Here is a 26105-nt window from a genome sequence, read left to right as displayed (position 1 = left end):
TATGATGAGATTATTTAAGATATATAAATATAAAAAAAGAACCTATTAAAGGTTCAAATTGTTGATGCTATTTAGTTTTTATAGAACTTTATTCCCAAATCTGTTACTTTAGCATCTTTATCTATAAAAGGTATCGATGGCTTCCCTTTGGCTCTTGCAAAATCAAACCCTTTTATATAACCATTTTCTTGCATTTCATAAAGCAATTGAGCAAAATCTTGTGTCTCTGGTATATATTCTTCAAAATCTAGATATTTTGGCTCTTTTCCATCTAACATTACTTCTATTACCTTCTTCATACACTTGATTTTATCCATTTCCCTTTCCCCTTTCATCTAATATAAATACTTACATATATACAATTAGACAAAAGAGGATTAAACTCCTTTAATTATTTATCGCAAGTTTCGACAAATATTAATCAAGGTCTTTTACAACTATTAGTATATTAACAATTGTATTGTCATTTAAATCTCCTTCTAATGTCAATGAAGTAGTATCTATCCTATATCTAGTGATATTATTGGTGTGAATTCTCGTCGTATCTTTGGTTTCTATTTCAATTTCATTGTTGTATCTCGTTAAAAGAACCATATCTTCCAATATAGCAATTTTAAAGTATTCATAATGTGTTTGAGCCAATAAGTTTCTATCCTTATCTATTATGTTGACTTCTCCTCTGCAAACTGTATTATTAATCTTTTTTAACATTTTATCTAATTTTATCAACTTACTAATATTTTTATTTTTTACTATTTCAAAATCTTCTTTAAAAGTATTCTCCATACTTAATTCCTCCAATAATAAATTTATTCCTATAATAGAAAGATTATATTAATACTCTATTTTAGTCAAAGGATTTTTGATTTATATATCTTAAATCTATATCTGTTGTACTTTGTATGTATTTAGTATCTTTGCCATGATACCCCACATTTAACACTATCCTATTAACTTTATCTGGATTGATTTTATACTTACTTAAGCTATCCTTAAATTGATTCACCTTTTCAGTATAATCCATTTCCCTATATAATTCTTCTGGAATTGTTGCTAATATTACAAATTTACCTTCTCTCATTTTATGTATATTTACTACATAATCCTCACTAAAGGCATTTATAAACTCTGTTTTTATATCTTTAAGGTATAAAGTATTATCAGCTAGTTGAATTACAAGAATTATGAATAGCATTACATTCAATATGATTAAAAAACGTTTGAGTTTAAATTTCATAACATTATTCCCCGTAAATTTTAAAAGGTTCATTTATTGCATCATATTCGAGTCTATATTGATTAGAATATAATTCTCTTTCTTCTTCAGTCCATCCATTCATCCAATCTTCAAATGTGATAGTTTCTTCCACTATGGATAATTCGTGAAATAATGTCCCTCTAATTTTCTCCCTCATCAAAAATCCATTTGTGATAGTTTTCTTTAAAACATTCTCCTGATAATCTTCCAAATCTTCACGATTCTTAATTAACACTATTAAATCTTTTCCACGTTTACCATGAATCATTACTACATTCCCTTTTCCATCGTCTAACTCCAATGGATTAAAACTTACTTTATGTACAAAGTTAATTATATCTTCTAATGTGATATCTTCGCTTATTATTTTCATATTTTCATCTCCTATATTAATATTTGAATTCATTATAACATTATTTGAAGATGAAGTTATAAAAAAGTCCTAGAAAATTGGTAGAAAATTTATAGAGATTACAAAAGGGCTTGGAAAATTGCAAAAAATTCTAAGTTGTCGGCTAACGGGGATATCACCTAATCCCATTTAGAATACCCCCACACCCTACCTATAGACATAAAAAAAGACGGTGAACTTAATCACTGTCTTATAGATTGACGCTATTGTAGGCATCCTGTATGACCTCTTTTGTAATTCCAATATATTTTAATGTCATACTTTGTGTAGAATGATTGAAAATCTTTTGCAATGTTTCTAATTGTATTCCATTATTATATCTATGATACCCGAATGTCTTTCTCAAACTATGAGTACCGTAATTTCCTTTTATCTTCAATTCTTTAACTACATCATTAATAATCCTATGCAAACTTCTAACTTGCAAATGTTCATTTCCTTTTCTACTTGTAAAGATATAATCATCTAGATCTACACTATCAAAGGTATCCTTAAAGGCTTGTAGGGCTTCTCTAGAGGATTTATTAAATTCTATATCCTTACCCTTCTTTGTCTTTTCTTCAATGATATAGGCGGTCTTTTTTATCCTATTACCTTCTAAAACATCTGACCATCTTAAAGCTAATAAATCCCCTGCTCTAAGTCCAACATTAATCCCAACTGTAAATATTGTGTAATCTCTTAAATTATCTTTACCTTTTAAGTATTGTTTAATTTTTTCTATGTCTTTAATATTCTTAAATGGTTCAACCTCTTTAGGTTTATTACTCATATTTACCCCTCCAATGAATATTACTTATTATGTATAATAATATCATTAAGTAGTATTCAAGTCAATAGATAAACATTAAATAATTTGTAATATACCATGGAATATAGTAATATCAATACTTATAGCTAATTATCCCAATACTACTAAAGGTAATTAAGTAGTATTCAACCTTTTAAAATTTCCATTCTATTAACTTATTTTGCTTTTCTTATATCTATTACATTGTCTAAATCTTCCTCTCTGGCTTCATCTATAGCGGTCAATATATCCTCATCAGATACATTGGCTTCTTTTTCTCTTAAATCATTAAGAGTAATATTCTTACTACTAAGTCCTGATTTCTCTAATACACTGTTAATGGCTTGTAGTAAGGCGTATACCGTTTGTTTATCCTCTGCTTTAATATCACCACTTGCAATCTTAACAAGGTTTCTAGCCGCTTCATTTGCATTAGCTTTAAGTATTGCAACTGCTTCACTAACAGAACGCTCTGCTATTTGTTGCATATACTCTTTAGCTTCTTCTTTTTGTAATATTTTATATATACTTGATCTGTTAGCATATCCACATTCTTCTGCTATCTCACTTCTATTCAATCTACCTTCCAGAACAAGTTCAATTGCTTTTCTTTCTTTATCACTTAAGTTAATCATTTCAATCACCCCCGTCTTAATTTGGATAACACTTGCTTGACTTCGCATCTATATTTCCCAATAAATTATCAATCATTTCACTCACATATAAACATACTTCAAACCTACTAATTCCAATATGTACAACTACTTTAATATACTCAAATATTACTCTATTTTCCATGTTTACTATCAAGGTTTTTCCTTTACACACCCTATGTAAGTACCCCTTAAAACAACACTATATATATCCATATATATTACTATAACTACTACATATATGCACTATCCCCTTGCAATATCTTGCAACCTTCTAAACTCTATATGGGCTTAAAATTAAACCTCAACCTTTCCAGTTATAAAGTTCTCAAAACCCCACTCATCCAACTTTAAATCTATACCTTTCCACTCCAGACCATTATTATAGTATCTTATATAATATGTACTATTGCCATCGCTATCTCTTTCAACCAATAATACTTCGTAAGTGTCCATTACATAGCACCTACTTTTCTATCTCCCCAAATTTCCCTATCCAATCTTTTTAAATTGTCTATATCTCTACTAATTTCTTTATGATTATCAATAAATTTCTCAAATAATAACCTTATTTCCTGATTGCATTTTCTTTGTTCTTCGATATTTTCTTTCATTTGTAAATTTAAATCTAATAAAGTATTCACATCACTTTGCATATCTGCAATTACTTCTGATATTGTTTTAGTATCTTCTTTTATATTATCAACTTTATCTGTTAAAGTCATAATTCTAAGTGAATTATCCGCTATATTTCTGCCATTGCTTTTAACAATTCCCTTTATTTCTTCTAATACAACTCCCACAAACTCTTTCATTAACTCCAGCCCCTTTTTTATAATAATTTCTCTAACAACTCTATTAACTTGTCCAGATCCCTATTAGTTTTATCAACTTTATCTTCTAATCTATGTAACTGCTTTTTATTGTTCTCGTCAATATTAATAATAACTTCCTCTAATGCATTATGTAGAGTGTCTCTATATTCCTGAAACTGCTCATCATTCATAAACTCAACTCCTTAATCAAATGGTAATTCTGTCATTTCCTTAACTTGTTCTTGTTGCTTAAATAACCTAAACATATCTATTACTTTTCTATATCCACTTATGTAATTATATAATTCTTTGTTTGCCCTATACTCTTTTATACAATTATGCAATTCATCAGTATTTTTATAAAACAATGCAATCTTTTCGTTGTCTAGCTTTGCAACTCTCTGCATCTCAAATCCCTTGCTTAGTAAATAAGCATTTAAATATGGTGATGTAACAAAATACAACTCTGACTTCTCTCTCTTTTCTTCCATATTCGCACCCACCTTAATCTATATTAGCTAATATATTAAACAACACTTCCTCATATAAATCCTCAACAATGTCATATTTAACCTGAAGATAATCTAACTCTTCCGCTAACTTCATTTGTCTTTGATTAATTTTAAATAACCTTTCTCTCTCATCTTCAAAATCGGATTCTATCAATCTATTACAGATTTCCTCATCTACCTCTGCATATGCTATCTCTTCAAATACTTCGCTTATATCATCGTCTAAATCGCAAAGCAAATTATCAAGATATGCAAATTTTACTTTTATATCATAGTCACACATATCAAGTGCATCCTCAAATGTTTTTATCACTCTAATTCCCCCTCATCAATTTCTCAAATTGTTCTTGAAAACTATTATCTTTCCATCTTGTCAAGTCTGGTTCTTTTACATCTAGTAAAATATCATCTACATCTAAACTCGCCCACATTTTTATTTTGTAATACTCCTGTTGCATATATCTATCAATAGATTTCTTGAATTCTTTCATTATCATCACAACGGCTAGACGTTCTGTTGCCGACATTCTATCCCACTCGCCATTTGTTCTATCAGTTATATCGTCTAATATTGCTTGATAAAGCTCTTTATTTTCTCCCAACAACTTACTCACCTCTCAACTCTTTCAATTTATTTTCAAGTTGTTTAATTTCTTCTTGCTTTTGTAATTCTTCAAAATCCAAACCTTCACTTTCTAATAATTTAATTATTAAATTTTGCTTATTTTTAATTTCCAATAAACTTCTCTCTATACGCCTTGTCGTGTTGTCTACTAACCTATACACTGCATCCACAGAAGAAGATATTTTCTTTAAATCACGATTTTCTTCAATTTTTAATTCAAATGCTTCACCCACATTAGGTTTAACTGCTCTTTCTTCAACTTTCTTTTCTAATTTCTCTAATGACATATTATTTAACCCCCTCAAATTTAATTTTCTATTTAACTATTGACCCCACAAATATAGAGAGTAATCACCGACTACTCTCTAAACTCATGAGGAAAGGACAGATCACTATGCAATAAGTAAAATACTCATTACACAATATCGTATTGCCAACCTTATTATTTCTCCGAGGGATGGCGGGCAGGAATTTCACCTGATGCGGATACCTAGTTTCTTACTTTAGGAGGGGCAGGATTCGAACCTGCACACTAGGACTACCACATAATGATTACAGCTAAAAAACGCATCATTAATATATATAAAGCCATTTCTGGCAATATATCAAAGAAGGTGAGAAAGGGTCGGCTAAACCCCAACTCTGTGACTTAATTCTTGCAAAAAAGTCAAAAGAGTAATATTTCTACTACTCCTTCACAAAAAGAGGACAAAGGAGCGGTTTTTGCTCCTTGTCCCTATCTATCAACCACTTTATTTAATCTTCAAATTAGACAATATAACATTAGCTTTTCTTACTGTAGTTCTTTTAATTGTAGTAGGTTTAACCCTATTTGTTACCACCCTTTGCATCTGGTTATAACTTTTGTATTCTTCTTTATTTAAACTTCTTATATCAACCTTACTTAATACTTTACCTAAATTCTCTAATTCTCTTTTAGAGATATACACGATCCAATTCCTCCTTCAACCCAACATATTTTTTGTGTATCTCGCCTAGTCACTGCAAGACCTAATATATTTTCTCTATTAATAACCCTAACATTTATATGTCTTGTAATTGTATTTACTAATTTAGTCAAATAAAAAAAGCCATGCAACTGCTCTGGCTTATAATCAATTTCTAATATTTCACAGATGCCTTCTAAATCAACTTTATCATCTGCCGTTTTAACTCCTTCATCATCAACATAAATTTTAGTAGATAACCCTAGAGATGCTTTAGCATTTATAAACTCTGTTTTAGTTATCTTTTCTTGCACCTGCCAAACTTCTTCTAAATCCAATACATCACAAAGATAATGTTTCTGTGTAAATGAGTCTTGATATGACTTACTAGCATAAAATGGTAAATAGGCACTATCCAACATTAACATTAATGCACTCGCCTTTTCACTTGAAGGTTTCAGCCCTAACAATGAATATATCAATATAAATGTATTCAAGTTATATTTGTGAAAGTAATTTTTAGGACTTATACCATCCATATTACTTAAATTAATATCTTGTGAATTAACTTCCTCACCCTCAAATCGTCTTGTAACATGATTACTAATAGACTTTATGCCATCTTCGCATGGACTCATATCAATACAAATTATATTGTCCTTTGTTAATTTACCTTCTAATCCTTTCTTTATGTAAAATCCTTCTCGATAATCAAGAAATCCCCCGATTTTTATATTATCTCTATGTGACATTAGACAGATTGCACTAAGTAGCGAATCCATATCGTCAGAAATTATCAGATAATATTCATTTTCTTTATCCCAGATCCATGGATAATCCCTTTTAATTTTCTCTAAATATTCCCTATTCATAAGCACGATGTTCATTTGTAAAATTTAGTAGGTTTATGCGATGTCAAAATCTCCCTTAATCTTAAATTTTAATAACATCTTTTCACCTTCCTTATTTATTATTTTTTACATATAAAAAGGACTAAGAGTTAATTTCCTAGTCCTAATTTGTTTAATATATTTATTTAACTGTTGATATGTCTACCGACGGTCTCTCCCGAGGGGCATTGTCCTTGCTACGCAAGTCCAATGAAATTTATTTATATTTATTTTTAAAACTTTTGCAACTACAATATAAATTTGTCCCTTTTTGTTATACAATGGGGTGGGGTTCTCTAATATATATCTATTAAGGAATACCCCCCCATCATTACATAAATTACACTCAATTTCGTAACAATTATCTAATATAGTATATTATATAGTTCACTGTTACGATTTAATCAATTTTTATATATTTACCACCCTTTTTGGGTGTCTAGCTTATATAGAGCTTAACACCCAAATAAGGGGGTAAAACACATATTTAACGATAAATATACATTATTTTCTCTCACTGTATCAAATTCATTCTGCCGCTTTATTTGTTGACCAACCTTAAAACTCGCCAAGCATTTTTAAAATTCTTCTTTTTATTGTCAATCATTCTGCTAGTTTGAAACTGTTCAATATAAAATCCAATTCTTTGTTCCCTCAATGCAGAATTTAAACTATCTAAACTTCTTAACAATTTACCGTTCTGTCTAACATTTAAACTATTAATTAATTCTGTTCTATCTTTACTTGTTAGCATTACTTGACCAACCATACTGTCTAAATACTTTTCTAACTTTTCTCTCTCGTACTCTTCCTTCAATGTTCTGTATCTTTTATTGAATAATTTACTAATATATGTAATATAACTATTTTCTATCATTTCTTCAATTATTGCTATATCAATAAGAGATTTATAATAAGCCATATCATTTATTTTTTTATATATACCAGTTTCATCTGCATTAACTTCTTCATAAACAATAGCATTATTATCTGGATCTCTACCATGTTTCTTTACATATTCAATTTCTCCATACTTCTTAAAATACTCTGCTCTTTTAATCTTGTCGTTCGTTTGAGTCTTTCTGCCCCCTAGTTGCTTGTTGCTCCTGTTTTTAATATAAAGATAGATTCCATCATCTTTGATTTTATGGCTTATTCTTCTTCTACCTATGCATTGGATAAGTGAACCTACATCTTCAATATCACAAACTATATGTTTAACATCTGTATCTGTAATATTAACTCCTGCGTCCATTGTTGTAGTAGTGATTAATATTTGCTCTTCAAAGCCTTCATCAGCTAACATTTTACTAATTTTATCTTTATTGACATATTTATAATAACCTTTGTTGTTACTTTCGCTACAATTAAACAGAGTATGCTCGGGATATTTCTTATGTAATTCATATGCTTTTTGGGCCTTTTGAACAAAGAATATTCCTTTATCACCTTTTTCTATCGCTTCTTCAATAAATTTTTCCATTGTCTCATCTTTATCAAAGAATGTTAATTTCTTTATAAAATCATAATCAATTGGCAATTCATAATTAATTGTATCTAAGCCTTTAATATTATTGATATAATTTTTCATATAATCACCAGTAGCCGACATGAATATCCTTATTTTATTCGATTGTTCTAATATTGTGTTTAATGATATATCCGTTGTTTTATTGAAAGCTGCATCACTCATAAAATAGTGAAATTCATCGCATACTATGTAAGCATATTCAGAAAAATCTATTTTAATCCCATTCTTAATCTTAAACTCTAAAGATTGGTAGGAATCTATTTTTATAACATCCGTTTTATTATCATCCTCTATTTCCTTTTGAAATTGATTTATACAGTTTACCCTATGTATTAACATTAATATTTTTTTATTATTATGTAACCCCTTTGCAAAACCATATAAAATATTTTTAATTAAATATGATTTCCCTCTACCCGTTCCTGCTTTTATAGCTATTATATCTCCATTTTTCCACTTCTTTATTTCATCAGTTGTTACAAGTTCGCTTACTCTCATATACATTCCCCTTTCGATTATTGTTTTCGCTTACCTACTTTTATATCCTCCCATCGCTTCCCTTAACTCTGGTGTATTATTAAATAGAAATACTTTGAATTCTGGCTTGTCTTTGTCATCTTCTACTTTAATTAAGTCGAAGCCTTGTCTTACTAAATAATTAACCATTCCTATTCCTCTGATGACGTAAAAACTTTGTCTATTTCTATTTTCTCTATACATATACGATTACCACCTTTCTATTTTATAATGTTCTAAAAGAACAGAACGTTACTTACATAATGTAATAAACGTTTTTCTAAATGTTCATTATGAACATTTAATAATTTCGTGGTCGACCGAGATGGCTCAAACCCATAACGATAGCATCGTTAAGACATTCTTATCAACCACATTGATAAGACAATATAATACACGATACACCAACTCGATTAACTTTTATTATTTGTAAATGTGTATTTATAGCCATTATTATATGTAAAATTTCTGTGTTATTAATCGTTAAATGTGTAGACTTTGATAATTTAACGGAATGGACTCATAGTCCAAACCGACCTCATCTATTTTAACTATGAACTTTTTCCACTCCCCAAAATTGGGGACACTTGATTTTCTAAGACGGAACAATTTTGTTCCGTCTATTTTCATTGCAAGGGTGGGGCTAAAAACCCCAGACCCTTAACTTACATCACATTCTCCGCATAAATTATATTTTGTTTGTTACCTGTTAAATAACTATCCATTTCATTGCACCACTCTCTCACCACTTCCACAATTTGCCTTACATTATCCATTACAACTTTGTTTTCACTACTCTCTATTAATGCTCTAGAATATTTAATTGGTGCTAATTCTTGTTTTATAAAGGTTTCTATTTTGTATACATATCCACTTAATTCTGTTGCAGATTTTACAGCTCTACCTATATCATCTTTCTCTTTAGTTAGTAGTTCAATCTGTCTAGTTAAATCTTTGTATTTTTGACTATCTTTTTCATATAAGGCTAGTTGATTCTGATATGTTTCTAATTGATTCTTGTAAATTTCTTCTTTTTCTTTTGCAATTCTATATAGATTGTTTTTACTCTCTAACTCTTGTTTTAATTTATCAATAGCTTTGTAATCAGTTTTGTCAATTTCTATAATTTCTGATGGTTTGTTTTTTAATTCTTCATTCTCTTTTTCTAATGCCTTTTTCTCTTTAATAACTTGTTGTAATTCTCTTGTCGTCATATCCTCCACCTGATTATCTTCTATAAACTCTTCCCTTACACCTTCTGATAATTTTGATAAGGATAATAATTTATTAATACCTAAATTACCTACTTTTCCAATCGATTGGACATTATAATTTTCTGCTATTGTAATAAAATTATAAACATGGCTCTTTTTATAATTCAACTCTGTTTCTGTATATTCTTGAAAACTACAATAACCCTTTTCCTCATATGTTTTGTTATCTCTTATGTACTTAAGTTCATTGCCTATGCTCCAGAGACTAATACCGACCGAATTTTCATTTGTCTTAATGATTGCTTCACTTTCATATATCGACTTCTTTATATTGTCTAAGGTTTTCATATTAGCAATTCCCCCTTAAAACAGATAATCTTTCATTAATATCAACCTGCTCAACTGTACTATTTTTAAAGTTTATCTCATATCTATATCTTTCATCTAAGTCATATTCAACAATTGCTAATATGCCTTCCTCTTCGTTGTAGTGAACATCTTTTATGTACTCAACTGGAATATATTGATTTTCAAAATCACCCCATAATTCTCCATCTCTTATGTAAATTAAATCTTCGGCTTTATACTCTTTTATTAATTCTTGTATAAACTTTTCTATTGTAGATGCTTTGTAGAAAGTAACATAACCTTTTTCGTCTTTGCCTAACAATGCATCTCTAAATGCTTCAATTGCTATATAAGCATAATTATCTGAAGTTAATTCATCAGTATATTTTAAATTTAATTTGTAATAATCATAGTCACTTGAGTATAAACAAACTTCAAAGCTACTAGATGTATAACTAATACTTGTTCTAAGTCTTAAAATTGCCTTTAGTTTGTCCTCAATTTTTGTAGCCATTTCACCCATAATTATCATTCTATCTTCATAATTCATAAACCGTTCCTCCTAAATTTTAATTTATATTTTATTAACTCTATCCATCCTTCACTAGAATTAGACGACGGGCGGTTTTTGCCCGTTGTCCTATCTATCCTACTATGCTTGAATATAAGCACCAAAACTTTTATCAGTAATGCTATACCTTCCGTCTTTTCTTTTCTCAAAACTTGTTATTTTTAATATCTTTTGTCCTTTAGTTAAATCTGCAAAATCATCAAAGACTTTAACTCTTACATCATTCAAATTTAATTCATAAACTCGACCTAGTTTTAAATCTTCTTCAATTTCCCTTATGATACTTTTGTCGCTCATTCTAAACCTAATACGCTTCTCCATATTCCTTTTAATTAAATCATCCTTTGCAATTCTATCCACGACATTACTATTATCAAATCCCTTAACTGCAATAGCTTTATATCGTTCATGCAAGAATAATATATCCCCTGCATCATCTTTCTTATAAATAATTCTAACTTTATCATCAGTATTAATAAACTCGAAACACTTCCAGAATAGGGATATTATAAAGTTTTCTGTGCAATTCTTCATATCTGCTATACATTGACAAATAGTAGCTAAATCAAATTGCTTAATTATTTCATCTGCTAGAGGAATATATTTCTTGTCTAATTCCTTATAACCTTTGTTTCTTTCTTCTTTAGCATCTGCAATAACGCCCATATACCAATCGTCATCATACCAATACCAGTTTCCTGAATTTTGTCTAAAATACTTTTCACTGTCTAGGGCTTTTTTCTTGCTACTATATGAGTTGTATATAGCACTTCTTTCATCGGTATATTTTTTATATAATCTCTGAATTTCTGTATTACAGAGGTTATAAATTTCTTTGCTATATTCATCATTTATAAATTTACCTTGGATTACATCGGCTCTATCTCTAAAACTACTTGCTCGTGATTCTATAGTATTCAATAAATCATCCTGAACTCTCTTAGCAAATCTATCTAGTAATGAATAAGTGTATATATAATCTTTATTTATAACATCTTCTTTAGCTTCTTTATATCTAAGAAAATCAACTTTCTTAAAATACTTACTATCTATGATTTCCATGTCCGCTTTATCTGGAAATACTAAGGTCTTAGTAGCATCAATAGCCTTCATGGAGTTGTAGAGTATAATATATATTTCTTTTTCATACTCATAAAACTTTTCAATCATTCTATCCTTTAGCTCTTGTCCCATTTTAACTCCATAAGAAAATTCCTCATCTTTTAATTTTGCCTTAATATAATCGCTTAATTCTTCTTGAGTCTTACCTTCTGCTTCAAACTCTGCCCATAATTCATTCCAATTCAAGAATTTTTTATTGATGTTATCATATAGGTCGGGTACATTTTGACAGTTGCTATTAACATTAGCTGCTTTTAATGCTATTTTACCTATTAGATTCCCACTTGCTTCATATGTACTAATAAACCTGTTTTCTGCATTGTAATGCAATTTCTTTTGTTTCCTATCGGATAGGGTAATAAAATATTTACCGTCCCTAGGAGTAACTACTGCATTTCTAATAATGTCATTATCTATTTGTAATAAGCCATCTCCATCAAAGTCCGCAGATGATAATAGATTCTGCATATCTGATTTTTGATTGAAATATATTAATTCTCTACAATGACTTAGCCATTTATCAAAGAAATTGTTTCTAGTAAATTCTACATTATGTACCTCTGAATAAGCCGACAATGGATTTCTTGATATAGTTCTTATATCTCCATCTTCACAATCTGCACTATAAAACTGATCCTTTGCGAGTCCATCATTGCCTTGGTTTCTATACATTGCAAAATTTATATATGATATAGGACAACAAGCCATATATTGATATTTTCCTTTTACAGTTACCTTTCCACTTGCTAATTGCCTAACTTTCTTTTCAACTAAACTACCTAAACTTCTTTTTACCATGTCTAGTCTAACAAAGTCCTCGTCTAAACTTATCAATTCATTGACCTTATCAACTATACTTCCATCTAATGCTTTATGTAATTTTTCTTGATAGTCTACATCTTCTTCAGAAATATCTTCATCTACAATATTTTTAAAGAATAATTTAATGTAATCCGTATTAATTACAAATTCATTATTGCTAGTTTTAGATACTGCCTTATCAAAGGGTCTTATAATCTTTTTTAACATCTGATAGTCTTGCTCTGCCAACACCTTATATTCCTGTGGGGTTAATGCCAATGCATTTATTAATTGATAGTTGGTTCTTCTATAGTCGCTTAATTGATTATCTTTTTTATTTATCTTAGTTATGTACAATTTATTGAGCAAATTCTTATATTTATCTTCAACACTATTGACTCTTTCTAAATATTCTTCCATACTATCAAAATACTTCGCTAGTTTAACCATGCTATCATTTAAAAGCATTGTATTAGCCGTTACTGGTCTAAAGTCTCCCCACCTGTCCAATAACTCATATTGACCATTTACTCGTCTTAAATAAGGCGTATCGCCTTTATATTGACTATCTAAGTAACCTATTATGTCAAACTTAGTGATTAACCCCTTCGTTGCCATACCATAACCTCTAATAATGCTAAATTCTATAGGATAATCAACTCCCATAGACTTTCTAATAGATTCAAATACTTCTGGCGTTGCTATTCCTCCGCCATCAAAACACTCGATTTCATCTATTGGATCGCCATTCTTATCTCTTTTGTTAGTGTCAAAGTGATAATCAACCAATTCATAATCTACCTTGTCCACTTCCACACCTTCATCATTTATTTCTTTATACCTTATAGGCTTAACCGTTTTATAATCTTCTATATAATCTAATGTTGCCGTTGGTAATACTATAAAGTTAGGTAAATCTATTTCACCTATTAAATCGGATGTTATAAGGCTTAGTCGGGATAATACATCTTTGTTGATGCAAATTTCTTTCCCTTCTAACTCTTTAAACTTACCTAGTGAAACTAAATCCTCAACCTTATCTGCGAAATCCTGATAATCTTCTCTTATAAATATAGTGTCACATATACCACTTTCATCTTTCTTCATGCCACCTACAGTTGCAAACCATGCTTTATAGTTATGTCCCTCGTATTCGATACCATCAAACCATTGTTGCCTTGCTATTTCTTCATCTTTTGATAAATTAACTTTTATGTACTCTGTAACTCTTTCATTGTTTTCAAATTTTCTACCCTTATAAACTTCTAATGCTTTTGTTAGAAAATCATAGCTTGATGCTCTTGTGATATTATCATCTGTAACATTTACCACTTTGAAATTTTCTTCTAAATTGGTTTGATCCAGTTTAACCAATTCAACAAAATTATTTTTTCTAGCCATAATAAATTCCTCCTTGATTTTTTATTATTTTAGTATGTAAAAGCTTTCCTATTTAAAGGAAGCTAACACCAACTTTTCTCTAATATTACTTGAACATCTACAACATCTTCAGGAAAAACAATCACTTCCTCTTCTCCTCTATCTTCAAAATAAGCCTTGATATTATCAATGTGAACTTTTGCTTGATATACTCTACAAACCTCCTCTGTATCATATCTATTAGCAAACCATTCAGCTTTATCTTTATCTAATGTCCAACTATAAGCCTCATCCAATGGAGAAGATTGCTCTCCCTCACCTCTATATATAGTTACATATCCATTACCATCTTTTTCAATGTTGCTTTTATAGTCATTATTAGTATTCATAGAAAATAATAGTAAAAAGTCTTCTTTATTAAATTCATTAAATCCAAATTCAGAAAGAGTGTATACATCTGAAAATATTTCAAATAATTCTTCTGGTTTAATTAAAACCATATTATGCTTGTACAGATTTAATAGTTGCAAAAATGCTTCAATTTTATACTTAGTTTCTATCAGATTGAATACTCCATTATAATCGCCATTGTCCATATATTTTGCTTGTTTTTTTATAATTCTACCTACTATTTTTTTAGCATTTATAAAGTTCATTGCTTCTAATGATGTAGGTGGTATTTTTATATAAATAAACTCTTCCTCATCAATATAGTAAAATAATGAAGTAATATCACTATGAAAATAATATAAGTTACTAGAATCTACATCTAAATAATCAATCATTTCCTTTATTTCTTCTTTGCTTGGAATTCCTAATCCACTAAGGTCAAGTTCATTTTGCCCTTTAAGTAATACCTCTGATTTTATTAATTCTTCTTCATCAAATAATTCAATCCAGTTTTTATTTTTTCTCATTAACAATTCCTCCCTTTATTTTATTAATATTTATATTTAGTAGCTACACCCTGAATTGAGTTCAGCTTGATGCTCGAAAAAACTTTTTAAAAAACTTTTAAATAATGCTTGACAGTTGGATGTAATTAGTGTAATATAGGAGTATAGAAACTTTAATATCGCCAGAGGTACGTCCATCTAGATATACCCATATATACCTATTGTATCATGCTTGTACTATTATTGTCAAGTGTATTTTGAAATATTTATTATTAATTAATATATCTTAAAGAGTTACCTATTCTGTTGAGCTTAGATAACTCTTTTTTATTTAGTTTTCTTGTTTCCTTGAATATTAACTACTTTTATTTACTCTGTTTTCCTTTGTTTTACTGTGTTTTTATAAGGTGACAAGACAATAAAACTCGCATTCTATTAAGTTTTTATATAGTCAAAACTATACTCATAAACCTTAGCCCTTGATCCTCTAACCTTCTTTTATATAACACTCTAAACGCTTCATTCATGTCATTGTACTTTTCAGATGCTTTCTTATAGAAATACTCAATTTGCCCATTTGAAATTGGCTCAAGAAACATTTCCTGCAATGTATTCAATAAATGACTTTCCTCTTTTATTTGGCAATCCAATAAATTATTTAAAGTTATATCTTGTCCACGACCTCTAGATTTTAAAATATTTCTATACTGCATTATTGTCAACACTTCAGATACGCTATTTTCTGCAATTTTCTCGAATTCTAACATATTTTCTAGCTTATTATTAATTAACAACTCGTACCACTTCTGATTGAAGTCATCTCTTTGGGTTTTCTCTTCCTTCAGTTCTTCAGTTCTTCTTAAATTTAGTTTCATTAATACTTCCCCCTTGGTTAATTTTTTATTTTAAATTGATTAACTGTTGATTACTTTAAGATATTCCTCAAGCGACTCGTTTTCTCTTTCACAGTATTCTGCAAAATTAACATCTTTTTCAGTTTTTCTTCTATTATTCATTTCTATTCTTGCATTAATTGCACTTTGTAGTAGTGTTAATATTCTTCCATGAGTGGTTCGGATTGTGATAATGTCTCCATCTACTGTTTTTTCAAACATCTATATCACCTCCAGTAATTGATGTTTTGGAGATCATTCCAGTATCGAGGAGTTCTTTTATCTCTGGTGTGAGTTTTCGTTCTATTTCAAGAAGCTCTCTTAATGCCCTTTCAGAAATTCCTAAATTCTGTGCTATATCAGCTTGTGTAAGTGCAGACTGGCGATAATCGCCTCTCTGTCCATGCCTCAACCCACATAATTCCACATACTGCACTGCCACTTTTCTCTGTTTATTCGGATCATTTTTCATCCTACCGAAATTTGTAGCCAATAGCTTTTTTAATTTTTCATCTTCATCTTCTAAATCTTCCCTTATCAATACTGGTACTTGTGTAATTCCTCAATCTTATTCAAATATCTGATATATTGCATATTCATCTCCCAAACTTTTCGATAGTGAAAATGTAATCTTCATATTTTCATCTTTAATTTGAAATGTTCCTAGTTCATCATCTTCAAATTCATACACTAAATCTGCATAACCATCTTTTGCCTTCTGCAATAACTCGTCATATTCTTTTCTTACTTCTTTCTCTGTGCCTTGTTTTATTATCATTCCTAACTTCATAGTGCTTTCCATACCTACACCTCATTTAACATTGATGTATTAATTCTATCTGTCAAATCATTGATGTAGACTTTTAATATTACTTCAGCTTGTTGTCCGTTTATGTTTTCTTGTTCTAGTCTAGTTTTAAGTCTTGCTACTTTCTGCATGATGTGTAGAAACTCATCAATTTTCATATTCTTATCTCCTTTCTCTACCCTATATACTTATTGTACCATAGATATTTTATACTGTCAACACTATATTTAATGTTCTTTTAAAACTTCTTTTATTATATCTTATAGTATGGTATAATTGGTTTGTGGAGGTGATACCATGATTAATGTTAAAATACTTGAGCTATTAGACAAGGACGAAAGAAATATTTCATGGCTCTCAAGAAGGACTGGACTGTCATATTCTGCATTGCATAAACTATCTAGTAATAATACTAACTCTATATCCTTTGACACCTTAGAAGCCATATGTACGGCTTTAGAATGTAATATAGAAGATGTGTTAGAGATAGTTAAGTCCGAATAATAATTATAATCCGAATAATAAAAAAGCTACTACTCACTAACTAATTAATGGGTACTAGCTTTTTTATTATTTATATGACTTTCTTTAAATCTGTTGAAATATTGCTATACTCCATCTTAGTAAATTTCAAGTACTCTGTACCAATATCATATCCCCCCAAGCTGCATCAAAACTAATACTAATTTTTTTATCTGGTGTCTCTACACTGTATATTGGTAATTCTTTAGTTGGAGCAAATACTGTAGCAATATTTCCTGTAGTTTTAACAGTAATATATACTAAAAAAACTAATGCTACACATAGAACTATTAACAGCCTAATAGTAATATTAATATCATTCTTATAATACCTGTTTTTCATATCTCCACCTCCAAATACTTATATATATAATTTATTCAGAAATAAGATTTATATTACTTAACTTTATAAAGGCAAACTTATGATTATTTCCCAATTGGTTATTTTTATACATTTTTAAATTAATTACCAGTATATCTACTTCCAAAAGGGTTATATTAATACCACAACGACAAAATAAGTTGTTGAATTAAGGAGGTTTGAAAAATGGCTAATAACAATAATAGTAATAAAATAGTTGTTCCAGAAGCTAGAGCAGCCTTAAATCAAATGAAATTAGAAATAGCAAATGAATTAGGAATGTCAAATTATGATTCAATAGATAAAGGTAATTTGACTTCAAGACAAAATGGTTATGTAGGCGGATATATGGTTAAAAAATTAGTTGAATCTGCTCAAAATCAATTAGCTGGAAAATAATTTAGTTTAAAATAATATTTTAAAATAGAGAAGTGGAATTCCACTTCTCTATTTACTATTTATTATGCTATAATATATTCATGTAATACATGAAAAGAGGTGTTAAAAAATGTTTATAGAGAACACTGAAGAATTAGCACAAAACAAACTCCTTTTATTATATTTAATAAGATTGTCTGATAAGGAATTTACAAATTCTGAAATAACAGAATTTGTATTAGAAAAGAACTATATGAATTTTTTCTTAGTACAACAATATTTAAGTGAACTAATTAATTCTAATTTTATCCAAATAGAAAATAAGGATTCTAAGGATGTATATATACTATTAGAAAAAGGAGAAATAGCTTTATCTTATTTTGAAGAAAGAATTCCAGTTAAAATTAAAGAAGAGTTAAATAAAGAATTTAACAAATTAGAAAAAGAGAAGAAAGTTGAAACACAAGTAGTTACAGATTATTTTCAAAAAAATAATAATTTATATGTGGTAAATTTAAAGTTAGTTGAAAATGAAGATACTTTATTTAGTATTTATTTAGATGTAGCCACAAAAAAACAGGTGGATTTAATTTGTGATAAATGGAAGAAGAATCCTGAAGCTATTTATCAAAATATAATTAATATACTTACAGATGAACAAACCACCCCATTAGAGTAGGAGAATCCCATTCGGTTCTTTTCCTACTCTAATGTTTTTTATACTTAAACCATTTAACTCTTGAATCACACTTAAATTATCATCTAAAATATTGGTGATATAAAGATTTGTCTTTCCATTCCATTTAATATTATTCGGCATCCCACCTAAGTAAAATCTTGAAATATTTATTTCTTTACCTATGGATATTCTATAAATATATCCATTTTCCACATTTGAAAGATAAAATAAATCTTTACCTTTTATTTTTACAAAATTAGCATATATGCCTTTTAAATCTATACTTATTTTTGTCTTGTTGTTTTCTGTTTCTATTTCTGATAGATTACTATAGTTGTCAGTTCCATTTCCTTTATATGAAAGAATGAACAATCTATTATTTTCTATTATCATTTTTATGGGTTGCTTAGTTAAAATTATAGAGGAAATCTTTTCATTATTTAAATCCAAAATATTTATTGTATAACAATTTCCATTGGCAATAAATACTTTTAAACCTATTTCATCAATTTGAATATCAGTAGGTCTTTCTCCTACAGATATATCTTCTATTAATGAAAATGTATTTTCATCAACTACAGAAATAGAGTTGGAATCACTATTTGCTATATAAATTTTACCTTGAAACTTTTTAATAGAAGTAGGATTTTTACCTATTTTAATGAATCCCAGCAGCTCCTCACTTACTAAATCTATTTTCATAATAGAATTATCATAGGAATTTGTAATATATATGTTTTCTCCTTCTCCTTTAATCATATCATAAGGTCCTAGTTTGCTATTTTCCAATATGGAATTGTCTATTTCTTTCCCTGTAAGTTTAGATAAAAGTATGGTTTTAGACTTAGAATCATCTTTAAAATCTTTTAAAGTTAAACTATCTTCACCAGTGTTGGCCACTAGTATTCTATCTTCATTCAATATATCACCCCCTGTATATGTAATTTATGCAGGTAAGTATATATTGGTGAAATATAAAAAAGGCTTGTAAATAAAGCCTTTTTTTGAAAATCATAAAAATTTATGTTATAAGACTACTGTAGAAAATCTACAGTAGTCTTATTAAAGTTCTTACTTCTCCTATTAAATACAAAGAACCACCAAATACTATCATATCATCTTCTTTGGCTAATTCTAAGGTTTTTTCTATGGCTTTCTTTATATCCTTTTCTACAAAAACATTTTGATTGTATTTAGATATTTCCTTAGCTAAGTCTTCTGCATCTAACTTTCTTGGCATATTTACCTCTGTAGCTATAATTTTATCTGCTAAAGGTGCCAATAGCTCAACCATATGTGATGAGTCTTTATCTTTTAATATTCCCAATCCAAGAATTAGTTTGTTATACTTAAATAGACTAAGAGCCTTCTTTAATTGCTGGATTCCTTGAACATTATGTGCTCCATCTATTAAAAATGTTGGGTTATTTCTCATTACTTCCAATCTTCCAGGCCATTTTGTTTTTTCTAATCCTACCCTAATTTGTTCTTCTGAAATATTCACTAGTTTCTTTTCTCTTAAAATCAATAATGTAGTTAAAGCCAATGTGGCATTATAGACTTGATATTCACCTAGCATAGATATTTTAAGAGATTGTAGCTTTATATTTTCATAGTTGAAGTCAAAGATACAACCTGAAATATCTATTTCTCTAACTACAATATTTTCCATAGGACATAAATAAAAATCTGAGTTTTTTTCTTCTGCAACTTTCTTTATAACTTCCAATGCCTCTATTTCTTGAGGATAAGATACTACTATGCTATTTTCTTTTATTATTCCTGCTTTTTGATAAGCAATTTTATCTAATGTATCTCCTAAAACATCAATATGATCATAATCCAAAGTAGTAATTATTGATGCTAAAGGTGATGAAATAACGTTAGTGGAGTCATATCTACCACCTAAACCTACTTCTAAAACTACATAATCAACTTCCTCCTCTTTAAAAAACATAAAACCTATGGCAGTAACTATTTCAAAAGTAGTAGGATGTTCATAGCCTTCTTGTACCATAATATTAGCTTTTTCTTTAATAACTCCAGTTATTCTTCCTAATGTATCATCTGGTATATCTTGTCCATTTATTTGAATACGTTCATTAAATCTTTCTATATAAGGTGAGGTAAATAGCCCCACCTTATAACCACCTGCTTCTAGACAATGAGCCATATAAGACGAAGTAGAACCCTTTCCATTGGTTCCTCCTATATGAATATATTTTAATCCTTCTTGCGGGTTTCCTAAGAGACTCATAAGCTTTCCTATTGAATCAAGTCCAAGCCTTGAACCATATTTATCTTTATCATTTATATATTTTAAAGCCTCTTGATATTTCATTTTGCCCTCCCGTTTATTTATTAGATTGTATGCTTTCAAGTCTTTCGATTACATTTTGAAGCATTTCTTCATATTTTCTTTGTTTTTCTTTTTCTTCGTTCACTACTTTTTCAGGAGCCTTTTTAACAAATCCTTCATTAGATAATTTGCCTACTACCCTTTTTATCTCACCTTCAAGTTTTTCCTTTTCTTTTTCCAATCTTTCAATTTCCTTCTCAAAATCAATTAAATCCTTTAAAGGTAAAAACACTTCACATTTATCTAAGACTACAGAAATATTATCTTCTCCTATACCTTCTTTTGTATCTATTACTTCTATTTCATCACTTGATGCAAGATTTAAAAAATATCTTTTTCCATTATTGATGATATTTTTTATATTTTCATCTTTAGTCACAAATATTTGTTTAGATTTTCTAGAAGGTACAATATTCATTTCTGCTCTTGCATTTCTTATACCCTTTATTCCTGATTTAATAAATTCAATTACTTCTTCTGATTTGGGGAAGTTAAATTCTTCCTTATATACTGGCCAATCACTTAATATTAAAGGATTATTGTTATCTGGTAAATGCTGCCAAATCTCTTCAGTAATAAATGGCATCAATGGATGAAGCAGTTTTAATATATCCTTTAGAACAAATAATAAAACTTTTTCTGCTGTTTCTTTACTTTCTTTATCCTCACCATATAATCTAGATTTAACCATTTCTATATACCAATCACAGTATTCATCCCAAATAAAATCATATATCTTTTCTGCCGCCATACCTATTTCATACTTATCTAAATTTTCTGTTGCCTCTTTAATTACAGAATTTAATTTAGATAAAATCCATCTATCCTCTTCTTCTAATTTATCTAAAATTAGCTGTTCTTTAGCCACATTTTCTTCAAGATTCATTAAAACAAATCTAGTGGCATTCCACAATTTATTGGCAAAATTTCTATTGGCTTCTACTCTTTCAATATAGAACCTCATATCATTTCCTGGGGAATTCCCTGTAACTAACGTAAATCTAAGCGCATCTGCACCATATTCATCTATTATCTCCAATGGATCTATACCATTTCCTAAAGATTTACTCATCTTCCTTCCTTGTGAATCTCGAACAAGTCCTGTAAAGAATACATCTTTAAATGGAACTTCTCCCATTTGTTCCATACTTGAAAATACCATTCTAACTACCCAGAAAAATATAATATCGTATCCAGTTACTAATACATCTGTTGGAAAAAAGTAACTTAAATCTTCAGTTTTCTCTGGCCAACCTAAAGTAGAAAAAGGCCATAAAGCAGATGAAAACCAGGTATCTAATGTATCAGTATCTTGATGTAACTTTGTACTATTACATTTACTACACTTTTCTGGTTCTATTCTTGATACTATAATCTCATCACAATCTTCACAATAATATACGGGAAGTCTATGTCCCCACCATAATTGTCTAGAAATACACCAGTCTTTTATACCTTCTAACCAATTTACATAAACTTTACCAAATCTTTCAGGTATGAAGTTTAGTTCTCCTCTTTTATATGCTTCAAGGGCTGGTTTAGCTAAGGTCTCCATTTTTACAAACCATTGCTTTGAAATAAGAGGTTCTACAATAGTAGTACATCTTTCACAATGACCTACTGCATTTTGATGATCCTTTATTTCTACTAAATATCCTTGTTTCTCTAAGTCTTCAACTATTTTTTTTCTAGCCTCATATCTTTCTAATCCTTCATATATTCCACCTTTAGAACCAATAGTTCCATCTTCATTCATTATTATATATTGACCTAAATTGTGTCTTTCTCCTACTTCAAAATCATTAGGGTCGTGGGATGGAGTTATTTTAACTGCCCCTGTTCCAAATTCCATTTCTACATAATCATCTGCTATAATAGGGATTTCTCTGTTCATAAGAGGTAGAATCAATATTTTTCCCACAAGGTCTTTATATCTTTCATCCTCTGGATTTACAGCTACAGCTAAGTCTCCCAACATAGTTTCTGGTCTAGTCGTTGCTATAACTATAAATCCATCACTATCCTTAATAGGATATTTAATATGCCATATACTGCCATTGGAATCCTCATGTTCTACTTCTGCATCTGATATGGCTGTTTTACAATTTGGACACCAGTTAATTATTCTATCTCCTCTATAGATTAATCCTTTATCGTATAATCTAATAAATACTTCCTCTACAGCCTTGCTTAATCCTTCGTCTAAAGTAAATCTATCTCTATTCCAATCACAGGAAACTCCTAGTTTTTTAAGTTGATTTTTTATTGTATTCCCATATTTGTGAGTCCAATCCCAAGCTTCATCTAAAAATCCATCACGACCTAATTCTTCTTTAGATTTACCTTCTTTTTTAATTTTCTCCACTACTTTTGCTTCAGTAGATATACTAGCGTGGTCTGTACCTGGCAGCCATAATGCTGAATATCCTTCCATTCTCTTCCATCTAGTTAAAATATCTTGAATAGTATTATTAAGTGCATGACCCATATGAAGATTTCCCGTTACATTTGGTGGCGGCATCATTATTGTAAAAGGTTTTTTAGTTTTATCAACATGAGCCTCAAAATGTCCATTATCACTCCAATATTTATATAGTCTATCTTCAAAGTCCTTTGGATTATAGGTCTTTGGTAAATTTTCTAACATAATATCACTCCTTATTTATATTTACTTAGTTGCTGTGTTAGGTCATAAAAAAATCCCTTCATCCTTAACACTGTAAGGACGAAGGGTAATTCGCGGTACCACCTTAATTCCATAAAAATCATGGCTCTTAACTAATATAAGGGCTAAAACCCTTCAAGTTTACTTGATTTCAACTTGAATGCTCTAAAGCTACCTTCAGTAAATATTTAACTTAGAGTTTTTCAGCCTAGAACTCTTTCTCTGTAAAGAATATTTACTTACTCCTCTTTATCAAAGCAGAATATAAAATTATTGATTCAATTATATATATATATAATTTATTTGTCAACTATATCATTTAATGTATTATGCCTCATTTTTATATAAATTATAAAGTAATTTATAAAAGCTATAACATTTAAAACTACAGTTAAGAAAAATAAGGTTTTAGATAATAACTCGGGAAATTTAAATACTACAGATAATGTTGCAGCGTAAAAGGATAAAGTTGCTACTTTTCCATATTTATTTGAAGGCATTACTTGTTTTCCTTTAAATAAATACAATATTGCTCCACCTAAAATCATTGCTATTTCTTTTATTCCTATGGCAATTAGTATCCAAGGAGGTATAATTCCTTTTGTAGTAAAGCTAATCAAAATAGTAAATGTCATTAATTTATCTGCAATAGGGTCTAAAACTATACCAAGTTTAGACGTTAAATTATATTTTCTTGCTATGTATCCATCTAAAACATCAGAAATTCCTGCAATAATAAATATGATTCCTGCTAATAAAATATTTTCTCTTAAACTGGAATAAAAAAAGTATAGATATACTGGAATCAATAGTATTCTTAAAATCGTTATCATATTTGGTATATTCATTTAATTCCTCCTAACCTAATAACTAATTTAGTAACCTTTACCCTATTTTAGAATATTATAGCATTAAATAAAGCTTTCGTATACCCATATTATGTTAGGAGGGATAAGATGTTAAGAAAAGTTTCATTTATATTAATCCTAGTGATAGTGCTATCATTTGGATTAGTTGGCTGCAAGAAGAACACAGAGTTACAAACCATTAGGTTAGTTGAAGTTACTCACTCCCTATTTTACACACCACAATATGTAGCCATTACTAAAGGATTTTTTGAGGAAGAAGGACTAAAAGTTGAATTAATCAATGGTAAAGGTGCAGATAAGGTTATGGCTTCTCTATTAAGTAATGAAGCTGAAATTGGATTTATGGGACCTGAAGCATCTGTATATGTATATAACCAAGGGCGAGATAATTATGTAATTAACTTTGCACAATTAACTCAACGAGATGGCTCTTTCTTAGTAGGAAGAGAAAAGGACGATAATTTTACCTTCGATAAACTTAAAGGTAAAACAGTAATAGGTGGTAGAAAAGGCGGTATGCCAGAAATGACTTTAGAGTATGTAATCAAAAGCCACGGACTAGAAATAGGTAAAGATGTAAATGTACGAACTGACATACAATTCGATGTAATGGCTGGAGCATTTGTGGCTGGTGAAGGTGACTATGTGGCATTATTTGAGCCTGTTGCTGCTACATTGGAAAAAGAGAACAAAGGCTATGTAGTAGCTTCCATAGGTGAAGAAGGTGGATATTTGCCATATACCTGTTATTCTGCAACTAAGGAATATATTGAAAACAATCCTGATATAATTCAAAAATTTACAAATGCAATTTATAAAGGTATGGTTTGGGTTCAAGAACATACTAGTGAAGAAATTGCTGATGCTGTAATGCCCCAATTCCCCGATACAGATAAAGATGTTTTAATCTCTTTAATAGAGAGATATAGAGATCAAGACTCTTGGAAACCAGATTTGATTATTACAGAGGAAGGATTGGAACATATGATGAATATTATGGAACTGGCAGGAGAACTAGATCAAAGAGCAGAATACAATAAAATAGTAACTACTGAATTTGCTGAAAAAGCTATGAAAAGATAAAATTATATCGGTAGTGTAAAATAATCTGTGCTTTTATGAAAACAAATGCTCCTTTCTGGTAAAATCAAAAAAGATTTAAAGTGAGAATGTAAATAACTTTGTGCTTTAGAGAGAATCGTTCATCTCTAATCTGACAAGAAATATTAAACTGGATAAAACTTACAACTAAATATCTTGATTTTATCTTTGCCAAGACTATTTTATTTTA

Annotated in this window: 35 protein-coding genes and 1 other annotated feature; of the genes, 4 read left to right on the top strand and 31 right to left on the bottom strand. The window is 29.3% G+C overall.

Going from position 1 to position 26105, the window contains the following annotated elements; genetic code table 11:
* Positions 1-71: 71 nt before the first annotated feature.
* The 26 genes from FYJ83_RS08020 to FYJ83_RS07895 form a co-directional block, all read right to left on the bottom strand.
* Positions 72-317 (bottom strand): YjcQ family protein, encoded by a 246-nt coding sequence (locus tag FYJ83_RS08020; RefSeq protein WP_195837952.1) that lies wholly within the window; start codon positions 315-317, stop codon positions 72-74.
* Between the two features lie 100 nt (positions 318-417).
* Positions 418-786 carry a hypothetical protein gene (locus FYJ83_RS08015; RefSeq protein WP_154439813.1) on the bottom strand — a complete coding sequence of 123 codons (369 nt, stop codon included), beginning with the start codon at positions 784-786 and terminating at the stop codon, positions 418-420.
* A gap of 61 nt (positions 787-847) precedes the next feature.
* Positions 848-1237 carry a hypothetical protein gene (locus tag FYJ83_RS08010; protein WP_154439812.1) on the bottom strand — a complete coding sequence of 130 codons (390 nt, stop codon included), beginning with the start codon at positions 1235-1237 and terminating at the stop codon, positions 848-850.
* 4 nt (positions 1238-1241) lie between these two features.
* Positions 1242-1631 carry a hypothetical protein gene (locus FYJ83_RS08005; RefSeq protein ID WP_154439811.1) on the bottom strand — a complete coding sequence of 130 codons (390 nt, stop codon included), beginning with the start codon at positions 1629-1631 and terminating at the stop codon, positions 1242-1244.
* Between the two features lie 229 nt (positions 1632-1860).
* Positions 1861-2442, bottom strand: a complete 582-nt coding sequence (locus FYJ83_RS08000; RefSeq protein ID WP_154439810.1) for a tyrosine-type recombinase/integrase — start codon at positions 2440-2442, stop codon at positions 1861-1863.
* Positions 2443-2636: 194 nt separating this feature from the next.
* A complete protein-coding gene (locus FYJ83_RS07995) occupies positions 2637-3095 on the bottom strand; it encodes a hypothetical protein (RefSeq protein WP_154439809.1) in 459 nt (152 codons plus the stop codon).
* Positions 3096-3410: 315 nt separating this feature from the next.
* Entirely contained in the window at positions 3411-3569 is a 159-nt protein-coding gene (locus tag FYJ83_RS07990; protein ID WP_154439808.1) for a hypothetical protein, read from the bottom strand.
* Positions 3569-3928: a hypothetical protein gene (locus FYJ83_RS07985; protein ID WP_154439807.1), complete on the bottom strand. Its 360-nt coding sequence runs from the start codon at positions 3926-3928 to the stop codon at positions 3569-3571. The genes FYJ83_RS07990 and FYJ83_RS07985 overlap by 1 nt, the downstream gene beginning before the upstream one ends.
* A 17-nt stretch (positions 3929-3945) precedes the next feature.
* Positions 3946-4119, bottom strand: coding sequence for a hypothetical protein (locus tag FYJ83_RS07980; protein WP_154439806.1), 174 nt, complete (start codon positions 4117-4119; stop codon positions 3946-3948).
* 12 nt (positions 4120-4131) lie between these two features.
* A complete protein-coding gene (locus tag FYJ83_RS07975; RefSeq protein ID WP_154439805.1) occupies positions 4132-4419 on the bottom strand; it encodes a DUF5659 domain-containing protein in 288 nt (95 codons plus the stop codon).
* A gap of 13 nt (positions 4420-4432) precedes the next feature.
* Positions 4433-4753: a hypothetical protein gene (locus tag FYJ83_RS07970; RefSeq protein WP_154439804.1), complete on the bottom strand. Its 321-nt coding sequence runs from the start codon at positions 4751-4753 to the stop codon at positions 4433-4435.
* A 1-nt stretch (position 4754) separates the two neighbouring features.
* Complete coding sequence (locus FYJ83_RS07965) at positions 4755-5054, bottom strand: hypothetical protein (protein WP_154439803.1); 300 nt, start codon at positions 5052-5054, stop codon at positions 4755-4757.
* A complete protein-coding gene (locus FYJ83_RS07960; RefSeq protein ID WP_154439802.1) occupies positions 5047-5352 on the bottom strand; it encodes a hypothetical protein in 306 nt (101 codons plus the stop codon). The genes FYJ83_RS07965 and FYJ83_RS07960 overlap by 8 nt, the downstream gene beginning before the upstream one ends.
* Before the next feature lie 465 nt (positions 5353-5817).
* Entirely contained in the window at positions 5818-6015 is a 198-nt protein-coding gene (locus FYJ83_RS07955; protein WP_154439801.1) for a hypothetical protein, read from the bottom strand.
* A complete protein-coding gene (locus FYJ83_RS07950; RefSeq protein ID WP_154439800.1) occupies positions 5991-6884 on the bottom strand; it encodes a hypothetical protein in 894 nt (297 codons plus the stop codon). The genes FYJ83_RS07955 and FYJ83_RS07950 overlap by 25 nt, the downstream gene beginning before the upstream one ends.
* Before the next feature lie 559 nt (positions 6885-7443).
* Positions 7444-8931 (bottom strand): DEAD/DEAH box helicase, encoded by a 1488-nt coding sequence (locus FYJ83_RS07945; protein WP_154439799.1) that lies wholly within the window; start codon positions 8929-8931, stop codon positions 7444-7446.
* Positions 8932-8961: 30 nt separating this feature from the next.
* On the bottom strand, positions 8962-9153 hold the full coding sequence (locus FYJ83_RS07940; RefSeq protein ID WP_154439798.1) for a DUF5659 domain-containing protein: 192 nt from the start codon (positions 9151-9153) through the stop codon (positions 8962-8964).
* A 461-nt stretch (positions 9154-9614) separates the two neighbouring features.
* Positions 9615-10511 (bottom strand): DUF3102 domain-containing protein, encoded by an 897-nt coding sequence (locus tag FYJ83_RS07935; RefSeq protein WP_154439797.1) that lies wholly within the window; start codon positions 10509-10511, stop codon positions 9615-9617.
* A gap of 1 nt (position 10512) precedes the next feature.
* Positions 10513-11061, bottom strand: coding sequence for a hypothetical protein (locus tag FYJ83_RS07930; protein WP_154439796.1), 549 nt, complete (start codon positions 11059-11061; stop codon positions 10513-10515).
* 102 nt (positions 11062-11163) lie between these two features.
* The gene (locus FYJ83_RS07925; RefSeq protein WP_154439795.1) at positions 11164-14406 is read right to left on the bottom strand and encodes a hypothetical protein; all 3243 of its coding nucleotides are present in this window, start codon (positions 14404-14406) and stop codon (positions 11164-11166) included.
* A gap of 62 nt (positions 14407-14468) precedes the next feature.
* Entirely contained in the window at positions 14469-15302 is an 834-nt protein-coding gene (locus FYJ83_RS07920) for a hypothetical protein (RefSeq protein ID WP_154439794.1), read from the bottom strand.
* Between the two features lie 422 nt (positions 15303-15724).
* The gene (locus tag FYJ83_RS07915) at positions 15725-16156 is read right to left on the bottom strand and encodes a hypothetical protein (RefSeq protein ID WP_154439793.1); all 432 of its coding nucleotides are present in this window, start codon (positions 16154-16156) and stop codon (positions 15725-15727) included.
* A 39-nt stretch (positions 16157-16195) separates the two neighbouring features.
* Positions 16196-16396, bottom strand: coding sequence for a hypothetical protein (locus FYJ83_RS07910; protein WP_154439792.1), 201 nt, complete (start codon positions 16394-16396; stop codon positions 16196-16198).
* Positions 16389-16715, bottom strand: coding sequence for a hypothetical protein (locus FYJ83_RS07905; protein WP_154439791.1), 327 nt, complete (start codon positions 16713-16715; stop codon positions 16389-16391). The genes FYJ83_RS07910 and FYJ83_RS07905 overlap by 8 nt, the downstream gene beginning before the upstream one ends.
* A gap of 27 nt (positions 16716-16742) precedes the next feature.
* A complete protein-coding gene (locus FYJ83_RS07900) occupies positions 16743-16976 on the bottom strand; it encodes a hypothetical protein (protein ID WP_154439790.1) in 234 nt (77 codons plus the stop codon).
* Between the two features lie 2 nt (positions 16977-16978).
* Positions 16979-17140: a hypothetical protein gene (locus FYJ83_RS07895; RefSeq protein ID WP_154439789.1), complete on the bottom strand. Its 162-nt coding sequence runs from the start codon at positions 17138-17140 to the stop codon at positions 16979-16981.
* A gap of 139 nt (positions 17141-17279) precedes the next feature.
* Here FYJ83_RS07895 and FYJ83_RS07890 point away from each other — a divergent pair, with 139 nt between their 5' ends.
* On the top strand, positions 17280-17486 hold the full coding sequence (locus FYJ83_RS07890; protein WP_154439788.1) for a helix-turn-helix domain-containing protein: 207 nt from the start codon (positions 17280-17282) through the stop codon (positions 17484-17486).
* A 126-nt stretch (positions 17487-17612) separates the two neighbouring features.
* Here FYJ83_RS07890 and FYJ83_RS07885 read toward each other — a convergent pair whose 3' ends face one another.
* Positions 17613-17846, bottom strand: coding sequence for a hypothetical protein (locus FYJ83_RS07885; protein WP_154439787.1), 234 nt, complete (start codon positions 17844-17846; stop codon positions 17613-17615).
* Positions 17847-18050: 204 nt separating this feature from the next.
* On the opposite strand from FYJ83_RS07885, the gene FYJ83_RS07880 reads away from it, so the two are divergent.
* Positions 18051-18263, top strand: a complete 213-nt coding sequence (locus FYJ83_RS07880) for an alpha/beta-type small acid-soluble spore protein (RefSeq protein WP_154439786.1) — start codon at positions 18051-18053, stop codon at positions 18261-18263.
* A gap of 109 nt (positions 18264-18372) precedes the next feature.
* Positions 18373-18921 (top strand): DUF4364 family protein, encoded by a 549-nt coding sequence (locus FYJ83_RS07875; RefSeq protein WP_154439785.1) that lies wholly within the window; start codon positions 18373-18375, stop codon positions 18919-18921.
* Here the strand turns inward: FYJ83_RS07875 and FYJ83_RS07870 are convergent.
* The 4 genes from FYJ83_RS07870 to pgsA all read right to left on the bottom strand — a co-directional run bounded on the left by FYJ83_RS07870 (position 18913) and on the right by pgsA (position 24793).
* A complete protein-coding gene (locus FYJ83_RS07870) occupies positions 18913-19842 on the bottom strand; it encodes a YncE family protein (protein WP_154439784.1) in 930 nt (309 codons plus the stop codon). The genes FYJ83_RS07875 and FYJ83_RS07870 overlap by 9 nt on opposite strands.
* A 127-nt stretch (positions 19843-19969) precedes the next feature.
* Positions 19970-21262 (bottom strand): bifunctional folylpolyglutamate synthase/dihydrofolate synthase, encoded by a 1293-nt coding sequence (locus tag FYJ83_RS07865; RefSeq protein ID WP_154439783.1) that lies wholly within the window; start codon positions 21260-21262, stop codon positions 19970-19972.
* 13 nt (positions 21263-21275) lie between these two features.
* Positions 21276-23927, bottom strand: a complete 2652-nt coding sequence (locus FYJ83_RS07860; protein ID WP_154439782.1) for a valine--tRNA ligase — start codon at positions 23925-23927, stop codon at positions 21276-21278.
* A gap of 71 nt (positions 23928-23998) precedes the next feature.
* Positions 23999-24210 (bottom strand) — a binding site (T-box leader).
* A gap of 34 nt (positions 24211-24244) precedes the next feature.
* Positions 24245-24793, bottom strand: a complete 549-nt coding sequence (pgsA, locus tag FYJ83_RS07855; RefSeq protein ID WP_154439781.1) for a CDP-diacylglycerol--glycerol-3-phosphate 3-phosphatidyltransferase — start codon at positions 24791-24793, stop codon at positions 24245-24247.
* Positions 24794-24901: 108 nt separating this feature from the next.
* Here pgsA and FYJ83_RS07850 point away from each other — a divergent pair, with 108 nt between their 5' ends.
* Positions 24902-25897 (top strand): ABC transporter substrate-binding protein, encoded by a 996-nt coding sequence (locus FYJ83_RS07850; RefSeq protein WP_154439780.1) that lies wholly within the window; start codon positions 24902-24904, stop codon positions 25895-25897.
* Positions 25898-26105 lie beyond the last annotated feature (208 nt).

This window comes from Tissierella pigra (assembly GCF_009695605.1).
GTDB classification, from domain to species: domain Bacteria; phylum Bacillota; class Clostridia; order Tissierellales; family Tissierellaceae; genus Tissierella; species Tissierella pigra.
The sequence above is the reverse complement of the archived record's forward strand: the minus strand, read 5'-3'. Positions and strand labels throughout refer to the sequence as shown.